Annotated in this window: 19 protein-coding genes; 2 read left to right on the forward strand and 17 right to left on the reverse strand. The window is 44.8% G+C overall.

Annotated elements, in window-relative coordinates:
- Positions 1-5: 5 nt before the first annotated feature.
- Complete coding sequence (locus V6D42_RS06330; RefSeq protein ID WP_333512685.1) at positions 6-338, reverse strand: putative DNA-binding protein; 333 nt, start codon at positions 336-338, stop codon at positions 6-8.
- 178 nt (positions 339-516) lie between these two features.
- Here V6D42_RS06330 and V6D42_RS06335 point away from each other — a divergent pair, with 178 nt between their 5' ends.
- Entirely contained in the window at positions 517-1,002 is a 486-nt protein-coding gene (locus V6D42_RS06335; protein ID WP_333512686.1) for an Ig-like domain-containing protein, read from the forward strand.
- 61 nt (positions 1,003-1,063) lie between these two features.
- On the opposite strand, the gene ftsY is transcribed toward V6D42_RS06335, so the two are convergent.
- The 13 genes from ftsY to V6D42_RS06400 all read right to left on the reverse strand — a co-directional run bounded on the left by ftsY (position 1,064) and on the right by V6D42_RS06400 (position 16,125).
- Positions 1,064-2,053: a signal recognition particle-docking protein FtsY gene (gene ftsY, locus V6D42_RS06340; protein ID WP_044155917.1), complete on the reverse strand. Its 990-nt coding sequence runs from the start codon at positions 2,051-2,053 to the stop codon at positions 1,064-1,066.
- A 19-nt stretch (positions 2,054-2,072) separates the two neighbouring features.
- Positions 2,073-5,633 (reverse strand): chromosome segregation protein SMC, encoded by a 3,561-nt coding sequence (gene smc, locus V6D42_RS06345; RefSeq protein ID WP_333512687.1) that lies wholly within the window; start codon positions 5,631-5,633, stop codon positions 2,073-2,075.
- Between the two features lie 100 nt (positions 5,634-5,733).
- Positions 5,734-6,483, reverse strand: coding sequence for a ribonuclease III (gene rncS, locus V6D42_RS06350; protein WP_010334220.1), 750 nt, complete (start codon positions 6,481-6,483; stop codon positions 5,734-5,736).
- Positions 6,484-6,622: 139 nt separating this feature from the next.
- A complete protein-coding gene (acpP, locus tag V6D42_RS06355; protein ID WP_003154310.1) occupies positions 6,623-6,856 on the reverse strand; it encodes an acyl carrier protein in 234 nt (77 codons plus the stop codon).
- An 84-nt stretch (positions 6,857-6,940) separates the two neighbouring features.
- Complete coding sequence (gene fabG / locus V6D42_RS06360) at positions 6,941-7,681, reverse strand: 3-oxoacyl-[acyl-carrier-protein] reductase (protein ID WP_010334219.1); 741 nt, start codon at positions 7,679-7,681, stop codon at positions 6,941-6,943.
- Entirely contained in the window at positions 7,674-8,627 is a 954-nt protein-coding gene (gene fabD / locus V6D42_RS06365) for an ACP S-malonyltransferase (protein ID WP_168747803.1), read from the reverse strand. The genes fabG and fabD overlap by 8 nt, the downstream gene beginning before the upstream one ends.
- Before the next feature lie 18 nt (positions 8,628-8,645).
- Positions 8,646-9,647: a phosphate acyltransferase PlsX gene (gene plsX, locus V6D42_RS06370; RefSeq protein WP_326202333.1), complete on the reverse strand. Its 1,002-nt coding sequence runs from the start codon at positions 9,645-9,647 to the stop codon at positions 8,646-8,648.
- 13 nt (positions 9,648-9,660) lie between these two features.
- On the reverse strand, positions 9,661-10,227 hold the full coding sequence (gene fapR / locus V6D42_RS06375) for a transcription factor FapR (RefSeq protein WP_029441255.1): 567 nt from the start codon (positions 10,225-10,227) through the stop codon (positions 9,661-9,663).
- Positions 10,228-10,334: 107 nt separating this feature from the next.
- The gene (gene recG / locus V6D42_RS06380) at positions 10,335-12,383 is read right to left on the reverse strand and encodes an ATP-dependent DNA helicase RecG (RefSeq protein WP_333512688.1); all 2,049 of its coding nucleotides are present in this window, start codon (positions 12,381-12,383) and stop codon (positions 10,335-10,337) included.
- The gene (gene sdaAA / locus V6D42_RS06385) at positions 12,361-13,263 is read right to left on the reverse strand and encodes an L-serine ammonia-lyase, iron-sulfur-dependent, subunit alpha (protein WP_326202328.1); all 903 of its coding nucleotides are present in this window, start codon (positions 13,261-13,263) and stop codon (positions 12,361-12,363) included. Before sdaAA ends, recG begins: the two co-directional genes overlap by 23 nt.
- Positions 13,264-13,286: 23 nt before the next feature.
- The gene (gene sdaAB / locus V6D42_RS06390) at positions 13,287-13,949 is read right to left on the reverse strand and encodes an L-serine ammonia-lyase, iron-sulfur-dependent subunit beta (protein ID WP_010334213.1); all 663 of its coding nucleotides are present in this window, start codon (positions 13,947-13,949) and stop codon (positions 13,287-13,289) included.
- A 139-nt stretch (positions 13,950-14,088) separates the two neighbouring features.
- On the reverse strand, positions 14,089-15,747 hold the full coding sequence (locus V6D42_RS06395) for a DAK2 domain-containing protein (protein ID WP_326202325.1): 1,659 nt from the start codon (positions 15,745-15,747) through the stop codon (positions 14,089-14,091).
- A 15-nt stretch (positions 15,748-15,762) separates the two neighbouring features.
- Positions 15,763-16,125, reverse strand: coding sequence for an Asp23/Gls24 family envelope stress response protein (locus tag V6D42_RS06400; RefSeq protein WP_024121367.1), 363 nt, complete (start codon positions 16,123-16,125; stop codon positions 15,763-15,765).
- A 278-nt stretch (positions 16,126-16,403) separates the two neighbouring features.
- Here V6D42_RS06400 and rpmB point away from each other — a divergent pair, with 278 nt between their 5' ends.
- Positions 16,404-16,592 (forward strand): 50S ribosomal protein L28, encoded by a 189-nt coding sequence (gene rpmB / locus V6D42_RS06405; protein ID WP_003221548.1) that lies wholly within the window; start codon positions 16,404-16,406, stop codon positions 16,590-16,592.
- Positions 16,593-16,663: 71 nt separating this feature from the next.
- Here the strand turns inward: rpmB and spoVM are convergent, their stop codons facing one another.
- The 3 genes from spoVM to rpe all read right to left on the reverse strand — a co-directional run bounded on the left by spoVM (position 16,664) and on the right by rpe (position 18,200).
- Complete coding sequence (spoVM, locus tag V6D42_RS06410) at positions 16,664-16,744, reverse strand: stage V sporulation protein SpoVM (protein ID WP_003221545.1); 81 nt, start codon at positions 16,742-16,744, stop codon at positions 16,664-16,666.
- A gap of 83 nt (positions 16,745-16,827) precedes the next feature.
- Positions 16,828-17,472 carry a thiamine diphosphokinase gene (locus tag V6D42_RS06415; RefSeq protein WP_333512689.1) on the reverse strand — a complete coding sequence of 215 codons (645 nt, stop codon included), beginning with the start codon at positions 17,470-17,472 and terminating at the stop codon, positions 16,828-16,830.
- A gap of 74 nt (positions 17,473-17,546) precedes the next feature.
- Positions 17,547-18,200, reverse strand: coding sequence for a ribulose-phosphate 3-epimerase (rpe, locus tag V6D42_RS06420; protein ID WP_286058548.1), 654 nt, complete (start codon positions 18,198-18,200; stop codon positions 17,547-17,549).
- Positions 18,201-18,203: the final 3 nt, after the last annotated feature.

The following is an 18,203-nucleotide window of genomic DNA, read 5'->3' on the forward strand; positions in this document are numbered from 1 at the left end:
GCCTCCTAATCTAATTTCTCAAGCGCTTTAATCAGAGCTGTAATTTCTTCCTCTTCTTTAGAACCGGAAGCAAGCTCCTTCAGCTTATTAAACATCTCTTTACGCTCCTGAAACTTTTTCAAAAGGAGCAGCTTTTCTTCATATTGTTCAAGCATCGCTTCTGTTCGTTTGATGTTATCATAAACAGCTTGTCTTGAAACCTCATATTCTTCGGCTATTTCGCCAAGGGAGAAATCGTCCAAATAATAAAGAGACATATAGCTCTTCTGTTTAGACGTCAACAACGACTGATAAAAATCAAACAGATAATTCATTCTCGTTGTCTTTTCGAGCGACATATGAGCTCTCCCCTTTGTTAAGTCAAATCCCTTTACGATAACTTAGTTTACATGGTTTTAATGCGAGTGTCAAGTTTTTATCTTGTCAAAGCATTGATAACTTTTTCCAATATTAACTAAACATCATCCAATTTATTCCGATATTGTATATGAACCATATTTAAAAGGAGGATTTCTCATGAAAAAAATCGGTTTATTGTTTATGTTATGCTTGGCTGCCGTATTACCATTTATTTTTCCCGCCCAGCAAGCAGCTGCGGCCGGAGGCCCTTATAAGGCATCCATCTCAAATATTAGCACGGACGGAGGCGTGTACGGCAAAATCAATTACGGACAGGGCCAATTATGGCGAGTCAAGTACAATATTACGATAAGCGGTACATTGCTCGACGAAAATGGAGCGCCAGTGCCAAACACACCAGTCAGCTTCGAAGCAGATACGAAAGTCGGGAATACAACAAAGACAGCTGCGGGAACAACCGATGAAAACGGAAAGTTTGACGTTCCAATGTATTTAGGGCCTGCTGCTGGCTACTACACGTATTACACATCTGTTTCCGTTCATTACTACGACATCATCCCATTCAGGGTTTATTCCGGTGATGCGAAATTGCTATCCACTGATAACAGCCTTTATCATTTCGCCTATCAAGTGAGACGATAACAAAACAGCCCCCTAGGGTTTTGGGGGCTGTCTTTCTATAATCGGGGGAACCCGGAAAATATTAATCCTCCGCTTTTTCCACTAAATCTGAAAAGAGGCCGTATACGTAAGATTCAGCGTCAAACTCCTGAAGATCATCAACTTTTTCTCCTAATCCTACTAATTTAACCGGGATATGAAGCTCGTTGCGAATCGCAAGGACAATACCGCCTTTTGCAGTGCCGTCAAGTTTTGTTAAAGCAATTCCTGTTACGTTTGTTGCTTTCGAGAACTCCTTCGCCTGCGCCATTGCGTTTTGGCCAGTCGTGGCATCAAGGGCGAGCAGCACCTCATGAGGCGCTTCCGGCACTTCTCTTTCGATAACACGCTTCACCTTTTCGAGCTCCTTCATCAGGTTTACCTTGTTTTGAAGACGCCCTGCCGTATCACAAATTAACACATCAGCTTCTCTCGCTTTGGCAGCGTGAACAGCATCATAGATGACAGCCGCAGGATCGCTGCCCGCCGCCTGTTTAATGACAGGCACACCGGTACGTTCTCCCCATACTTCAAGCTGTTCAATCGCTCCTGCTCTGAAAGTGTCTCCGGCAGCGAGTACAACAGACTTCCCTTCTTGCTTTAGTTTATGAGCAAGCTTTCCGATCGTTGTCGTTTTGCCGACTCCATTTACGCCGACTAGGAGAATGACATTCAAACGCCCTTCCTGAATGTTCAGCTCAGATATTTGTTCGTCTCCGCTGTTATAAATCTCCACCAGCTTTTCAGAAATAACAGACTGCACTTCCTGCGGATCTTGAATATTTCTGCGCTTCACTTCTTTTTTGAGCTCGTCTATCAGCTCCATAACCGTTGTAAAACCGACATCAGCACTGATCAGAACCTCTTCAAGCTCTTCGAAGAAGTCCTCATCAATTTTACGGTAACGGGACACGAGATCATTCACTTTATTTTGAAAGGAGTTTCTTGTTTTTTCAAGGCCGTCCTTAAATTTTTCAGATACGGAATCTGTCTGCTTTGTGATTTTCTCTTTTAATTTTTTAAAAAAACTCATCTTATAACCTCTTTCCTCGTTACTGAACGAATTCTTTTGTCTCTTCCAGCTTCACTGAGATGACCTTAGAAACACCTGACTCCGGCATTGTCACGCCGTAAAGCACATCGGCTTCCTCCATAGTGCCTTTTCTGTGGGTAATCACAATAAACTGGGTATCGGCGCTGTATTTTTTCAAATACTGCGCAAACCGGAACACATTTGCTTCGTCAAGTGCTGCTTCTACCTCGTCAAGAACACAAAACGGCACAGGGCGCACCTTTAAAATTGAGAATAAAAGCGCAATAGCAGTAAGCGCACGCTCTCCGCCAGACAAAAGGTTTAAGTTTTGCAGTTTTTTTCCCGGCGGCTGCGCGATAATTTCTACCCCGGAATGCAGCAGATCATTCGGATCGGTAAGCCTTAATTCCGCTCGCCCTCCTCCGAATAAGGAGCGGAAGACTTGATCAAAGTGTGAGCGGATTTGGACGAATGTGTCGTTAAAGCGTTTCGTCATCTCTTCGTCCATTTCCTCAATCACTTGAAACAGGGTATTTTTTGCTTCTGTTAAATCTTCTTTTTGCTCTGACAAGAATTGATAGCGTTCGTTAACCCTCTCAAACTCATCTATGCTTCCGAGGTTTACCGTTCCAAGCTCTTCTATTGCGAGTTTAATCAGCTTCACGCGCTTTCGTGCTTCCTCAGGATCTGTTTCAAGCTGATATTTCTCTTTGGCTCCCTCAAAGGACAAGCTGTATTCTTCCCGCAAGTATTGCAGCAAATTATCAAGCTCGACTTCCATTCGGCCTAGTTTTACTTCCTCGTCTTTTAAGAGCGTTGTTTTTTGTTTATACAGGCGTTTCATTTCTTTCAGCTCGCGCTCATACGTATCAAGCCCCTGCTGAAGTTTGATCCTCTGGTCGCGCCTTAACGCAATCAATTCAATTGTTTTTGTTTTGTCATTTAATTTATGTTTTGCGGCCTCTTCCAGTTTTTCTTCGCCGCTTGTGCTTGATGACATTTCTGACGTTAAGAAGCTTAAATCCTCTTTCGCCTCTTTTAAAGCAAGCCCTGTTTCTTGGAGCTCTTTCTTTAATCTAGCGAGGTTGTCCTCTTCGCTCTGACATGCTTGCTCTTTTTTCGCTGCTGCGATCTTCAGCTCAGTCAGCTCATTGGAGAGGGACTCTTTTGTAGAGGACTGTGTCTGTTTTTGTTTTGTCAGTCTTTCAATATCCTCTTCAAGCTGTTTCATTCTTTCAGATACGGAAGAAAGCTTTTCTTCCAGCTCGCGTTTGCGCGCTTTCTTCTCTCGATCGCTATCTGACAGAGCTGATTTTTCTTGATCATAGAGCTCTAAGTGCGTATTGATATTCTTCTCAGCAACTTGAAGCTCATACAGCTGGCCTTTCACATCCTGCTGCTTCACTCTTAAGCCTTCCCCGGCCTCTCTTAAATCAGCCAGTTTTTTCTCCATCTCCTGAATGGATTGCTTAAGGGTTTTGACCTCTTGTTCAAGCTGCGCTGTTTTTTCTTCCATCTCAGCCAGCCGCTGGGTGACATCCTCAAGTTCCCGGCTTCTTCCTAACAGGGAGTTGTTTTTCTTTTTAACGGCGCCCCCCGTCATTGAACCTCCAGGATTTACGACATCGCCCTCGAGAGTTACGATGCGGTACCGGTGCCCAAGCAGCTTCGCAAGCTCGTTTGCGCCTTTTAAATGCTCTGTAATCAAAACGGTGCCGAGCAGGTTTTGAATGATACGGCGATACGCGGGATCAAATGTGACAAGATCACTGGCAACCCCGAGAAATGACGGATGCTGCTTCGCAGTTGCCACGTCCCTGCTTTGAAGCTGACGGTCTTTGATGACAGAAAGCGGCAGAAATGTCGCCCGGCCGAACGAATTCTGTTTCAAATATTGAATTGCTTTACGGGCGGACTGTTCATCATCGGTCACGACATGCTGTGCTGAAGCTCCGAGTGCTATTTCAATAGCCGTTTCATACTTTTGTTCTGTTGACATCAGCTCAAGGACTGCCCCGCGAATTCCGCCAAGCCGCTCTTTCGCTTTCAGCACCTCTTTAACACCCTGATAAAAGCCGGAGAAATCTCCCTGCATCGTCTCAAGCATGTCTTTTTTCGACCTCGCCTGCTGGACGTATTGGTATGCTTGGTAAAGAGCAGATTCATTTTTCTCATACTGACGCTTTTTCTGTTCGTATTTAACCTGCATTTCTCGATACGCGCCGACTTGGCTGTGAATCTCCTGCTCTATGCGGGCAAACTCGGTTTCACATGCAGCTTTTTGGGCGGAAATATCGCGCCGTTCCTGCAGATGCTTTTCATTATTATCAGCTAGCCTCTGTTGGATAACTGCTGATTGGGACATCTGGTCATCGAGCAGCTGGAGCTCATTACGAATCGACGCCTGGCTGTTTAACAGCTCAAAGTAATCGCTTTTCAGCTGCTCAATTTTCTCTTCGACATTTTCATTGTGAAGACTGAGAGCCTGCTGCTTTTCCTTCACCTGTGCTTTTAAATCTTTGACTTCTGTCTGAAGCGCTTCAAAGACTGCTTCCTGCTTCGCAAGATCTTCTTTCAGCACAGCTTCTTTTTGCTGAAACTGTACGATGGCTTCTGCAAGCTGTTCGCGGTTTTGCACAGCGTTTTTTTTGCGTTCTTTCAGTACTTCTTTGCGCCCTTCCAGCTTTTCAAGCTCCTCACTTGTCACAAGCAAGACTTGCTGGAGCTCGTCCACTGATTCATCGAGCGCTTGAATTTTGTCGCGCGCATCTTCAATTTTCGCTTCTTTTGCTGAAATAGCAGACGATTCAGCAAGCTCTTCTTCCTTTGCGGCTTGCACTTTCTCCTGAAGGCTTGACCATTTGGCGTGCAGTTCTTCAATATCATAAGCGGTCAGCGCAATTTCAACGTGCTCAAGCTCTTTCTTTTTCTCCAGGTAGTCTTTCGCGATTGAGGCCTGTATTTTAAGAGGTTCAACCTGACCTTCCAGCTCATGTAATATATCTTCTACCCGATTTAAATTATCCTGGGTTTCAAACAGCTTGTTTTCTGCTTTTTTCTTTCTCGTTTTGTATTTGAGCACCCCGGCTGCTTCTTCAAAGATACTGCGGCGGTCCTCCGCTTTGCTGCTCAGGATTTCTTCCACTTTCCCTTGGCTGATAATCGAAAATGCTTCTTTTCCAAGTCCTGAGTCCATAAATAAATCAATAATATCTTTTAAGCGGCACGGCTGATTGTTAATTAAGAATTCACTCTCGCCAGATCTGTACACACGCCTTGTGACACTGACCTCGTGGAAGTCAATCGGCAAAAAATGATCGTCATTATCAAGCGTAAGCGTAACTTCGGCAAGATTTAACCGTTTTCTCGAATCACTGCCGGCAAAAATAATATCTTCCATTTTTCCGCCGCGAAGGGAACGTGCTGATTGTTCTCCAAGAACCCAGCGAATAGCGTCTGTGATATTGCTTTTTCCGCTTCCGTTCGGGCCGACAACTGCAGTGACGCCTTTTACAAAATCAACGGAAATCCGTTCTGCAAATGATTTAAATCCTATAACGTCTAAACGTTTGAGGAACATAGCGATCCTCCTTATGTAATAAGTATTTCAATTTTATCATAAACATGGATGAAATAAGACGGCAAACATACTGAAATCCCCCTTATAGCTTAGGGGGATTTTATTGTTTAGTATGGTGTTTTTGCAATTTAGCTAGAGCTTCCTGAGCAGCGTGCTGTTCGGCTTCTTTCTTTGAACGGCCGTTTCCGACTCCGAGTGGTTCACCTTTTAGAGATACGATGGCTTCGAATTCACGGTTATGGGCAGGTCCTTTTTCGTTGGATATTTTATACTCCAGCGAGCCTTTGCCGTCCCGCTGCACGTATTCCTGCAGCTGGCTTTTAAAATCCATCACATGAGAAAAAGCACCATCGTTTATTTTAGGGAACACATAGACTTTTAAGAAACTTTCGACCGGCTCTAATCCCTGGTCAAGATACAAGGCTCCGATAAATGCTTCGAAGACATCCGCCAAAAGCGCTGGACGTTTTCTGCCGCCTGTCATTTCCTCGCCTTTCCCCAATAGGACAAGATCGCCGAATGACAGTTCGTGAGCCAATGAAACGAGAGACGGTTCGCATACAATCGCGGCTCTCAATTTCGTCAAATCTCCTTCACTCATAGCCGGATACTTGGCAAATAAGAATCTGGAGATCGTCAGTTCCAAAACAGCGTCACCTAAAAATTCAAGCCTTTCATTATCTTCATACGGCTTTTTCCGATGCTCATTCACATAAGATGAATGTGTAAATGCTTGATACAAAAGCTTTTCATTTTGAAAGTGAACCGAGATCCGTTCTTGAAACTCTTTAAATTGTTCTATTTTTTTATAGAACTTTTTCTTATCTTTGTAATGTGAGTGTTTTGACATAGTAACCTCCATAGGCACATCAGGTTCACCGCGCTTCTCTGACTAAACCGGATACAGCGCGCGTAAAAGCGGCATGCTGTAATAACTGCACGAATAAAGGGCTAAAGCCCCGCGTTTCGGCGGGACTTTTAGCATCAGCTTATTGCTGGTTTTGTATGTAGTTCACAGCGTCGCCGACTGTTGCAATCTTTTCAGCATCTTCGTCAGAAATTTCCATATCAAACTCGTCTTCAAGTTCCATAACAAGCTCAACTACATCTAGGGAATCAGCACCTAAGTCTTCCTTGAAAGAAGCTTCAAGTTTGACGTCTGCTTCATCAACGCCAAGGCGATCTACGATGATTTTCGTTACACGCTCTAATGTATCTGCCATAGCAATTCACCTCCCCTCAAGTATTATAGTGGATTCGTTTTTAAAAAACTAGAGTAACTATGATGAAATTTTCAAGAAAAAAACTTACATTACCATTCCGCCGTCAATATGAAGGGTCTGGCCTGTCATATAACGCGCTCCCTCTGAAGCTAGAAACGTCACGACACTGCTGACATCGCTGGGATCGCCAAAGCGAGCGAGCGGAATTTGTTTCAGCATTTCATCTTGAACATCTTTTGCAAGCTTATCTGTCATATCAGTTGAGATAAATCCAGGCGCAATCGCATTAACGGTGATATTTCGGCTTGCGAGCTCTTTAGCTGAAGATTTCGTTAAGCCGATCACACCTGCTTTTGCAGCCACGTAGTTGGCTTGTCCAGGATTTCCGCTAACGCCGACAATAGATGATACGTTAATAATCCGGCCTGAACGCTGCTTCATCATTTGTCTTGTGACAGCTTTCGTACAGTTGAAAACACCCTTCAGGTTAATGTTAATGACATCATCCCACTCATCTTCTTTCATTCTCATGATGAGATTGTCTTTTGTGATTCCGGCGTTGTTCACTAGAATGTCGACCGTAGAGAAAACAGAAATCGCTTCTTTTATCATGTTTTGTACATCTTCAGGATTTGATACATCGGCTTTGACAGCAATCGCTTTTCTGCCCATTGATTTGATTTCATCTACAACTTCATTTGCTTTCGCTTCGCTGCCTGAGTAGTTAACGACAACATTTGCACCGTTTTTGGCCAGGTCAAGGGCGATTGAACGGCCGATTCCGCGGGATGCGCCAGTGACAACAGCTGTTTTTTCATTAAGCATTCTCATTCTCCTCCTTAAGCGTTTGAATTGCCAGTTCAATCGTTTCCGGGTCTGATACGGCAATGGTTTTTAAGCGTCTGTTTACTTTTTTCACAAGGCCTGAAAGCACTTTGCCGGGACCGATTTCAATAAACGTCGTAACACCCTCTGCAATCAGCTTGTTAACAGTTTCCTCAAAACGAACCGGGGAGTACAGCTGCTCAATGAGTTTTTCTTTAATCTCTTCCTTATCTGTCATCACATCTGCAGAAACATTTGAGATCACCGGCACATCTGCGTTTTTCAGTTCACAGGAGTCCAAAACTTCTTTCAGCTTTTCAGCGGCAGGCTTCATCAGTTCAGAATGGAACGGACCGCTTACGTCAAGCGGAATCGCTCGTTTAGCGCCGTTCTCTTTAGCCTGTTCAGATGCAAGCTCTACTCCTTTTGCCGTTCCGGAAATAACAATCTGTCCGGGACAGTTGAGGTTGGCAAGCTGCACAAGGTGGCCGTCCTCAGTGACTTTATCGGTTACTTGTTTCAACGCGTCGGCATCCATGCCGAGAATAGCAGCCATCGCTCCTTCTCCGGCCGGCACCGCTTCGTTCATGAACTCACCGCGTTTTCTGACAGTATAAACAGCGTCTTTAAAGCTCATTGCGCCAGCCGCCACCAGTGCAGAATATTCTCCAAGGCTGTGTCCGGCTGTGAAATCAGGTGTAATGCCTGATTCTTTAAATTTCTCAAGCACAGCAATGCTAGTCGTCAGCAAAGCAGGCTGCGCATTGTATGTAAGCGTTAATTCTTTGGCATCACCTTCAAAAATCAATGAGCTGAGCTTTGTTTCCAATGTTTCGTCAGCTTCATCAAACAGACGTTTTGCAGCAGGCACCTGCTCATAAAGCTCTTTTCCCATGCCGATAAATTGTGATCCCTGACCAGGGAATAAAAATGCAATCTTACTCATGATGTTAAAACCTCCAGACTATTCATCTGTTTTTTCTTCTTCTTTTACTTCTTCTTGGATGAGCGCTGCCACATTTTGGCTGACCATCTCTCTGGCTTGGCGGATCGCATGGTAAACCGCACGGGCATCAGACGAGCCGTGTGCCTTGATTACCGGCGCTTTCAAACCGAAAAGGCTTGCTCCGCCGTATTCGGAATAATCCATTTTCATTTTCATTTCTTTCATTTTCGGCTTCAGCACAGCTGCCGCAAGCTTAGATGTAAAGTTTGACGTGAGCGCTTCTCTCATCATTTTAAAAATGGACATCGCAGAGCCTTCAAGCGTTTTGAGTGTAACATTCCCGGTAAATCCGTCCGTTACTACGACATCTGCTACATCGTCTAAAAGGTCACGCGCTTCCACGTTTCCGATAAAGTTGATGTTTGCCTTTTTTAATAATTGGAACGCCTGCTTCGTCAGTTCGTTTCCTTTTTTATCTTCTGTTCCGACATTCAAAAGTCCGATTCTCGGTGAAGTCACACCCCGGACTTGCTGGGAATAAACAGAACCCATAATGGCATATTGAACGAGATGCTCAGGTTTGGCATCTACATTCGCGCCGACATCAAGGAGCAGAAATCCGCCGCCTGAAACAGTCGGCAATGTCGGTGCAAGCGCAGGGCGGTCAATTCCTTTAATTCTTCCCACAATAAACAGGCCGGCTGTCATTAGCGCGCCGGTATTTCCTGCTGAAATGCAGGCGTCAGCTCTGCCTTCCGCGACTTCCTGCGCCATCAGGACCATAGAAGAGTTCTTTTTTCTCCGCACGGCGCGGACCGGTTCGTCCGTAGGCTCAATCACTTCATCTGCGTGCAGCACCGTGATGCGATCTGATGATGTTGTTAAATATGATTCTATTGTAGTTTTGTCACCGACAAGTGTAATATGAAGATCATCAAATGACTCTATCCCCTTCATAACTCCGTCAATAACAGCTTTGGGAGCGTGGTCTCCTCCCATTGCATCTACAGCTATTCTCATGCATGCTCCACCTTTATGAATGTTTTGAACGGTACATGTCAAAATGTCCAGAAAAAACAATTTCCTCTGCAACATAGCTGTTCACTTCGACAACCGTTCTTCCTTTTTCTTTATCAACCGCCGTTACTTTCGCTTTCGCAACGACTCGTTCACCCTGCTTTACCTGCCTGGTAAAGCGGATGTCTGCACTTGCAGTAAGCGCCAATTCGTCATCTATAATGGCAACAGCCAAGGAATTCGCCTGAGCAAATAAATGGTGTCCTCTCGCTATTTGATTCCGGCTGAATACATGCTCCTGTTTTATCTCTAAAATAGAAATCGCCTGATCATCCAGCTCAAGGTCAATAATTTCTCCGATGACTTCGTCTAATGACAGGGACTTCACTTCATCTTCAAGCGTTTTCTCTGCCACGTTCTTAATTCTTTCTCTCAGCTCCGGTATGGAAAGCTCCAAGCGGTCCAAACGAATCGTCTGAATGCTTACTCCGAATTTACCCGCTAATTCTTCATCTGTAATAAATGGGGTTGCTTTGATCGTCTGCTGAAGTAATTCCTGGCGTTCTTTCTTATTTCTTCTCATATCTAAACACCGTCCGGACAATTAAGACTAGGTACTAATAGTAGTATATAATTTCATAGATTGGAATGCAATGATTGTTTCTGGCTGAACACCAAAAACTTCTTACCTCAGCTCAATTTTTCCCCATCCATGACTCCGCTTTTCAGCAAATGCTCTCTTAGCACCCCGTATTCAGGGTCCTTCCAGAACACTTCCGAAGCCACAAGATTTGCAGCGTCCTGCCTTGCCGTTTCAAGCGCTCTGTAATCATGAACCATGTCCGCCACCTTAAACTCAGGCATTCCGCTTTGTTTTTTTCCAAAGAAATCCCCCGGGCCTCTCAGTTCCAAATCCTTTTCAGACAGTTCAAAGCCGTCATTGGTTTCCGACATGATTCTCATACGTTCTTTTCCTGTTTCTGATTTCGGATCAGCCATAAGAATGCAGTAGGATTGATGCTCGCCGCGGCCGACACGGCCGCGCAGCTGATGAAGCTGGGACAAGCCAAAGCGATCGGCGTCGTAAATGACCATAATCGTTGCATTCGGGACATTCACCCCGACTTCAACAACAGTGGTTGATACGAGAATTTGACACGTATTCGCGCTGAATTCCCTCATCACCTGATCTTTTTCATCGGGATGCAGTTTTCCGTGCATAAGGCCGACGTTCCATGTTCCTCGAAACACATCAGAAAGCATATTGTATACGTCTATGGCGTTTTGCACATCAAGCTTGTCTGATTCTTCGATCAGCGGACAGATAATATACGCCTGTCTGCCCTGCTTTAATTCTTTTTCGACGAATGCCAGAATGCGGTCCAGCATGTCATGCTTCACCCAATAGGTTTCGATTTTTTTGCGCCCCGCCGGCATTTCATCAATGACGGAGACATCCATTTCACCAAAAACAGTGATCGCTAGGGTTCTCGGAATCGGAGTGGCTGTCATAAAGAGCACATCGGGATCCTGCCCTTTGTTCCGAAGCTTCTTCCGCTGTTCAACTCCAAATCGATGCTGCTCATCCGTGATGACAAGACTTAGCGCTTTAAACTCGACCTCATCCTGAATTAAAGCATGGGTTCCTACAAGGATATCAATCTCTCCCGCAGCAAGCCGCTCAAGCAATTCTCTTCGGCGCTTCCCTTTTACAGAGCTTGTCAGAAGGGCGACATTGATATCCCACTTTTCAAACAGTGAAACAAGCGAATCAGCATGCTGTTCAGCCAGAATTTCTGTCGGAACCATAAGCGCTCCCTGATAGCCGGATAAGATTGCGGCATAAAGCGCTATGGCAGCGATTGCCGTTTTTCCTGATCCGACGTCCCCTTGAAGAAGGCGGTTCATTCTGTATGGGGAAGACATGTCTGCTGTTATTTCGCGAAGCACGCGGGACTGGGCGTTGGTGAGGGGAAACGGGAGGCTTTTGACAAATTTCATGAGTTCTTCGTTTGAAAAACGCTGCCGTATCCCTTGTGACTGCTCTCTTTCCGCCTTTCGGAACGCTTGCATTTTCAACTGAAATAATAAAAATTCTTCGTAAACGAACCGCCGTCTGGCCAGCTTTAATGCCTCTCTTGTTTCTGGCTGGTGCATCGCTTTTAACGCCTCATGATAGTCCGGTAGCTTATAGCGGATTTTAAGATTTTCCGGAAGAGGATCAGGTATTGAGTCCGCATATTGGGTCAGCCCGTGCTGAATAAAACGTCTCATCATTTTGACGGTGACATTTTCTTTCACGGAATAGACTGGTTCAATGCTCTTATCCTCTTGATGCGGCCCGTTTTTCAATTCCTGAACAGAAATGGTCTGACGGTGCTTGTCCCATTTACCGGAAATCGTCACGACAGATCCCAGCGAAATCTTTTTCTTTAAATAAGGGCGGTTAAAACAAACGGCGGTGATTAAATAATGGCCGACAAGAAGACGAAATGTCAGCCTGTTTCGTTTTTTTCCGTAATAGGTAAGAGAAGGCTCTGAATGAACCTTCCCTTCAACTGTGACTCTTTCATCATGCTTTACTTCTTCTAAATCCCTCAGCTCGTAGTCATCATAGCGATAAGGGAAATAATTCAGAAGATCAGAAATGTCATAAATACCGAGTTCATTTAATGTTTTTTCTGTCTCCGGCCCAATGCCCTTAATGTTGGCTATACTAGTTTGCTGATGTTGTTTCACTTGAACCCAGCGCTCCTCCGAATATTTTTTTCTCTAATTCTCTTCCCGTCGGGGTTGCCGCTAAACCGCCCTGTCCTGTTTCTCTAAGTGCAGTGGGCATCGTTTGGCCGATTTTATACATTGCATCGATGACCTCGTCACATGGAATCCGGCTTGTAATGCCTGCCAATGCCATATCAGCAGCAATCATCGCGTTTGATGCGCCCATTGCATTCCGCTTCACACAAGGCACTTCAACAAGACCCGCAACAGGATCGCACACAAGGCCGAGCATATTTTTTAATGTAATCGCCATGGCCTCCGCACTTTGCTCAGGTGTTCCGCCTGCCATTTCAACAATTGCCGCAGCTGCCATGCCCGAGGCAGATCCTACCTCTGCCTGACACCCGCCGGCAGCACCGGAAATACTTGCATTATTTGCTACGACAAATCCGAAAGCTCCGGCCGTAAATAAAAAGCGGATCATTTGTTCTCTTGATGGGTTCAGCTTCTCTTTCACGGCAAATAACGTACCCGGCACTACACCCGCAGATCCGGCAGTTGGTGTCGCACAGATTGTTCCCATGGCTGCGTTTACTTCATTTGTTGCGACAGCTTTCGATACTGCATCTAATATCAGCGGTCCCGATAAGCTTTTTCCAGATCGAATATAGGCTTGCATTTTAACTGCATCGCCGCCGGTCAGGCCTGTTTGACTCGTAACCCCTTCAAGCCCTTTTTGAACCGCCGCTTCCATAACAGTCAGATTGTGATCCATCTGCTGAAAAATCTCTTCTTTTGTTTTTTCTGTTACTTCCATCTCTTGAGCGATCATTACATCAGAGATCAATATTTGCTTTTCTTTGGTAATCTCAATTAATTCCTTTACATTACGAAACATAACTGGCTCCTCCTGACCCTTCGCTAGTCAGCAATCTTTGTCACTTGAATAATGTTCGGCAGCTTCGACAGCTCGTCGAGAACGTGGTCGTCAATATTTTGATCGACCTCTATTGTCATCAGCGCAAGCTGCCCAATATCCTTGCGGGCAACTTCCATATGGCCAACGTTGATTGAGAATTTCGCAAGGACATTGGCAACACCTGCAATGGTGCCAAACTTGTCATTATGAACAACTAAAATGGCAGGGTGGTTTCCAGACAGACGGAGCTCAAAGCCGTTTAATTCTGTGATTTCAATTTTTCCTCCGCCTATTGAAATTCCTGTCAGTTCAAGTTCTCCCTTACCATCAGAAATACTGATTCGAGCTGTGTTCGGATGAACCGGAACAGCGTCTTCGACCCGAAACTCTATATCAATTCCTTTATCTTCTGCAATTTGTATAGCGGTTTTAATCCGTTCGTCAAATGTATCAAAATCAAGCAGGCCGCCGATGATCGCCACGTCTGTGCCGTGACCTTTATATGTTTCAGCAAAAGAGCCGTAAAAGGACACAACGATGCGCTCAGGCTCTCTGCCAAATAAACTTCTGGCCACTCTCCCGATTCTCGCCGCTCCTGCTGTATGCGAACTGGACGGACCGATCATAACCGGGCCGATAATATCAAAAACGCTTCTGTATTTCATGCTATTCCTCCTTATGAAACAGAGCTTATAAGCGGCTTTGCTTCTAGACTAATTGATCAGAAATAAAATGGCAAGCGGGCGCGTTACAGCGCTGCCGCACTTAAAAGCAGACATAAGAATAGAAGGGCAATTTGCCCTTCTATTCTGCAGAAACGATATACGAATACAGCGGCTGTTTTCCGTTGTGGATTTCAACCTCAATCTCGTCGTACTTTTCACTGAGAAACGCTTCAAGCGCCCCAGCTTCTTCCTGGGATGCATCCTCACCATATAGGATAGTAACAATTTCGTCCTCTTCTCCGATCATTTCTGACAGCAGCATTTTCGCGGCTGACAGCTGATCTTCAGCAGTGCCGATAATCGTTCCATTCAGAATTCCCATAAAGTCGCCTTTTTTAATGTCTTTGCCGTCAATATGAGTATCTCTGACTGAGTATGTCACCTGTCCGCTTTTTACTTGCTGAATCGCACTTAGCATATTAGCTTCATTTGCTTCAGGTTCTTGATCAGGATTAAATGCCAGCAGTGCTGACATCCCTTGCGGAACGGTTTTGGCAGGAATGACAAAAACCCTATCACCCATCACACTTGCAGCTTGATTGGCAGCCATGATAATGTTGGAGTTATTCGGTAAGATAAACACAGCTTCAGCATTTACAGACCTTACAGCTTCGACAATATCCTCAGTGCTCGGATTCATCGTCTGGCCGCCTTCAATCACAACGGAAGCGCCAATGCTTTTGAATAGATCAGAAATGCCTTCTCCCATTGCAACAGTCACAATGCCGTACGGCTGCTTTGCCGCTTTCTCACTGTGAGCAGGCTCGCTGTCCTGGCTGATGATGGAAGTGTGCTGCTCTCTCATGTTTTCAATTTTGATTTTTATTAATTCACCGTAGTTTTGGGCATAGTTTAACACGTTTCCCGGCTCTTCCGCATGAATATGAACCTTCGCCAGAGACTCGTCTGCAATAACCAAAAGAGAATCCCCAAATTGGCTGAGGTCATTTCTGAATGTGCCTTCATCAAATTCTCTTTTATTCTGATCGAGCTTTACCATCACTTCTGTACAGAAACCGAATTCAATATCTTCCGTGTTCATCATACTCTGCGCGCTCTTATGATGCTCCGCGCTAACCATGTCATCAAGTGATGGGAGAACGGTTTTCTCAGGAACAGTCTCTCCTTTTAATGAAGCGAGGAAACCTTCATACACACAAAGCAGGCCTTTGCCCCCGCTGTCAACGACACCTACTTCCTTCAAGACAGGCAGCAATTCTGGTGTCCGGTTTAAGGATGCCTCGGCTTCCTTTGTCACAGATGTCATCAGCGCAATGATATCGGTTTCTTTTTCCGCCAAGGCTACCGCTTGTTTCGCAGCATCTTTTGCAACAGTTAAAATGGTGCCCTCCACAGGTTTCATGACAGCTTTGTAAGCCATATCGACACCGGCTTGCAGCGCGGCGGCAAACTCTTTTGCATTAATTTCTTTTTTTGTTTCGATGCTTTTACTGAATCCTCGGAACAATTGGGACAAGATGACTCCTGAATTCCCTCTTGCCCCCATGAGCAATCCTTTAGATAACGCGGAGCCCACTTTACCGATATCACTTGTCTCCAAATGCTCCACTTCTCTTGCCCCGGAAGTCATCGACAGGTTCATGTTTGTTCCCGTATCACCGTCCGGCACCGGAAACACGTTGAGCGCGTCAACCGCACTCGCGTTTTGAGACAGATTCTGTGCTCCTGCAAGAATCATCTCGGCAAAGGTTTTGCCGTCTAATGTTCTGATAGACAATCCTACTCCTCCTAACTACGGGTTCGTCACTCGTACCCCTTGGACATAAATATTGACAGAATCCACTGCAAGTCCGACTGTTTGATTTACTGTGTACTTTACTTTTGTTTGGACGTTATGTGCCACTTCAGAAATTTTTGTGCCGTAGCTGACAATGATATACATGTCAATATGTATCTGTTCTGCTTCTTGGCGAACTTGAACACCTCTGCTGAAATTCTCTTTCCGAAGGATTTCAGTCAGTCCGTCTTTAATTTGGTTTTTAGAGGCCATTCCAACAATGCCGTAACAGTCAATCGCAGCCCCTCCGGCAACCATTGCAATGACTTCATTCGATATATCAATCTGCCCGTATTTCGTTCTTAATTCAATGGACACACTAGTTCCTCCTTCGAATGCATAGAGTTACAGCTATTCTACTATATGAACTCCATTATGAAAAGAAAAGACGCGGCAATCGCTGCACGTCTCTTTACATATACTATAGCGCCGCTGTTTGTGCAAGATGTCAAGTGAATTTTCTTGAAAGATGATGAAACAATAGTTGCAAACGTTTTTTAGCTGTGGTAAATTATTTAAAGTATCCATATCGAAAGCATCTAAGAACATATGAAAGTGAAAAAGTAGATGTTTTGTGCAAGTGAGGAGGGAAACAAATGGCACGTAAATGCGTTATCACAGGTAAAAAAACAACAGCTGGGAATAACCGTTCTCACGCAATGAACGCTTCTAAGCGCACTTGGGGCGCGAATCTTCAAAAGGTTCGTATCCTTGTGAACGGAAAACCTAAAAAAGTATATGTATCTGCTCGAGCTTTGAAATCCGGTAAAGTTGAGCGTGTATAACAAAATGAACGCCTGCCCTGTATGTGGCAGGCGTTTTTATGTGGTGAAAGAGGGCTGTGAACCCCTGGGCTTTAATCTTTTCTAAATGAGCCCAGCATCGCCCGGACAATTCCTCCTAAAAACTTCGGCAATTTAATGGTGTAAAATTTCATTTTTGTCCCCTCCTATAAGTCCCGTAACCGCCTGTTCATCGCTTTAAGGTTCATTAATTTCAACAAATGAGTGAAAGCACAAGCTAATCCGTGCTTCTTACCATTATTAATATGCCTTTCGTAAACGAAAAAGTACCTCGTGAATGAATGAGTTCGTTACTAATACATAGTGTTGAACCAAGCGTAATATGACACTTATTTAGCGGATATTTAAAACCGTTGAGGGTCAGCTCATCCACTTCTTCTGTAAATGGAATGAAGGAGATATATCGTTTGTTTTGATCGATAGAAAGAGAATATTCGCCTGGAGAGAACATCTGAATATCATTCTGTTTGTCTATAAGCTTCAATTTCGAAGTTGTTTTTACTCCTCTGTACAGCAGCTGAATATTACCTAAAAAGTGATCTGCTCTGCCGCCTGTAATACCGAAGATCTGAATCATATCCGGCTGCTTGTCCAGGGCCCAATCAAGAGCAAGGTCTAAGTCAGTTTGATCTTTTTCTGCCTGATACACATGGAGAGCGGGCGCGGCTTTTTCGATTTGCCGGCGTTCATGCTCTGTAATGCTGTCAAAATCTCCGAAGGCTTCATCAGGAATGATACCGGCATTTAAAAGCGTGACCGTTCCTTTGTCAACCCCGACCCAGATCGTGTCATCAGCCATATAACCAGTCAGGTCAGGGATTAAATCTTTTGGGCCTCCTGCAACGATATTGATTTTTCTCATCTCTTTTTCCTTTCTGCTTCTGGATACAGGAAAAAGAGCTCAGGCTAGATGCGCCCGGCTCTTTTTCGTGCTGCTTATTTGCTTCCCCTTATTTCAGAAATAGCTTTTTCGCGGTCAGTTTGGCCATAAACAGCAGAACCGGCAACAAGTAAGTTTGCGCCCGCTTCGATGACTAGCGGGGCTGTTTCTTTGTTGACGCCGCCGTCCACTTCAATGAGCAGATCATGTTTCCCTTTTTCCTCTGCCATACGTTTCACTTCTTTTATTTTCGGAAGAACAGAATGAATAAATTTCTGTCCGCCGAAACCAGGGTTTACCGTCATTAAGAGAACAAGATCAAGTTCTTCAAAAATATGCTCAATTATCTGAACAGGTGTATGCGGATTCAGGACAACTCCGGCTTTTACACCCTGCTCTTTTATAAGCTGGATTGTCCGGTGAAGGTGCGGACAGGCTTCAGCATGTACAGACAGGATATCGGCACCAGCTTTTGCGAAAGCCGGGATATAACGATCCGGCTCTTCAATCATTAAATGTACATCCAGCGGCAGTTTCGTCACCGGACGAATGGCTTCTACAATCAGCGGTCCAATCGTGATATTCGGGACAAAATGGCCGTCCATGACATCAACATGAATGTAATCGGCTCCGCCTTTTTCTACATCTTGAATTTCTTTGCCTAAAGCGGCAAAATCAGCGGAAAGAATAGAAGGTGCAATCTTTACCATGAT

This window comes from Bacillus sp. 0909A (assembly GCF_036765115.1).
In the GTDB taxonomy this organism is placed as follows: domain Bacteria; phylum Bacillota; class Bacilli; order Bacillales; family Bacillaceae; genus Bacillus; species Bacillus mojavensis.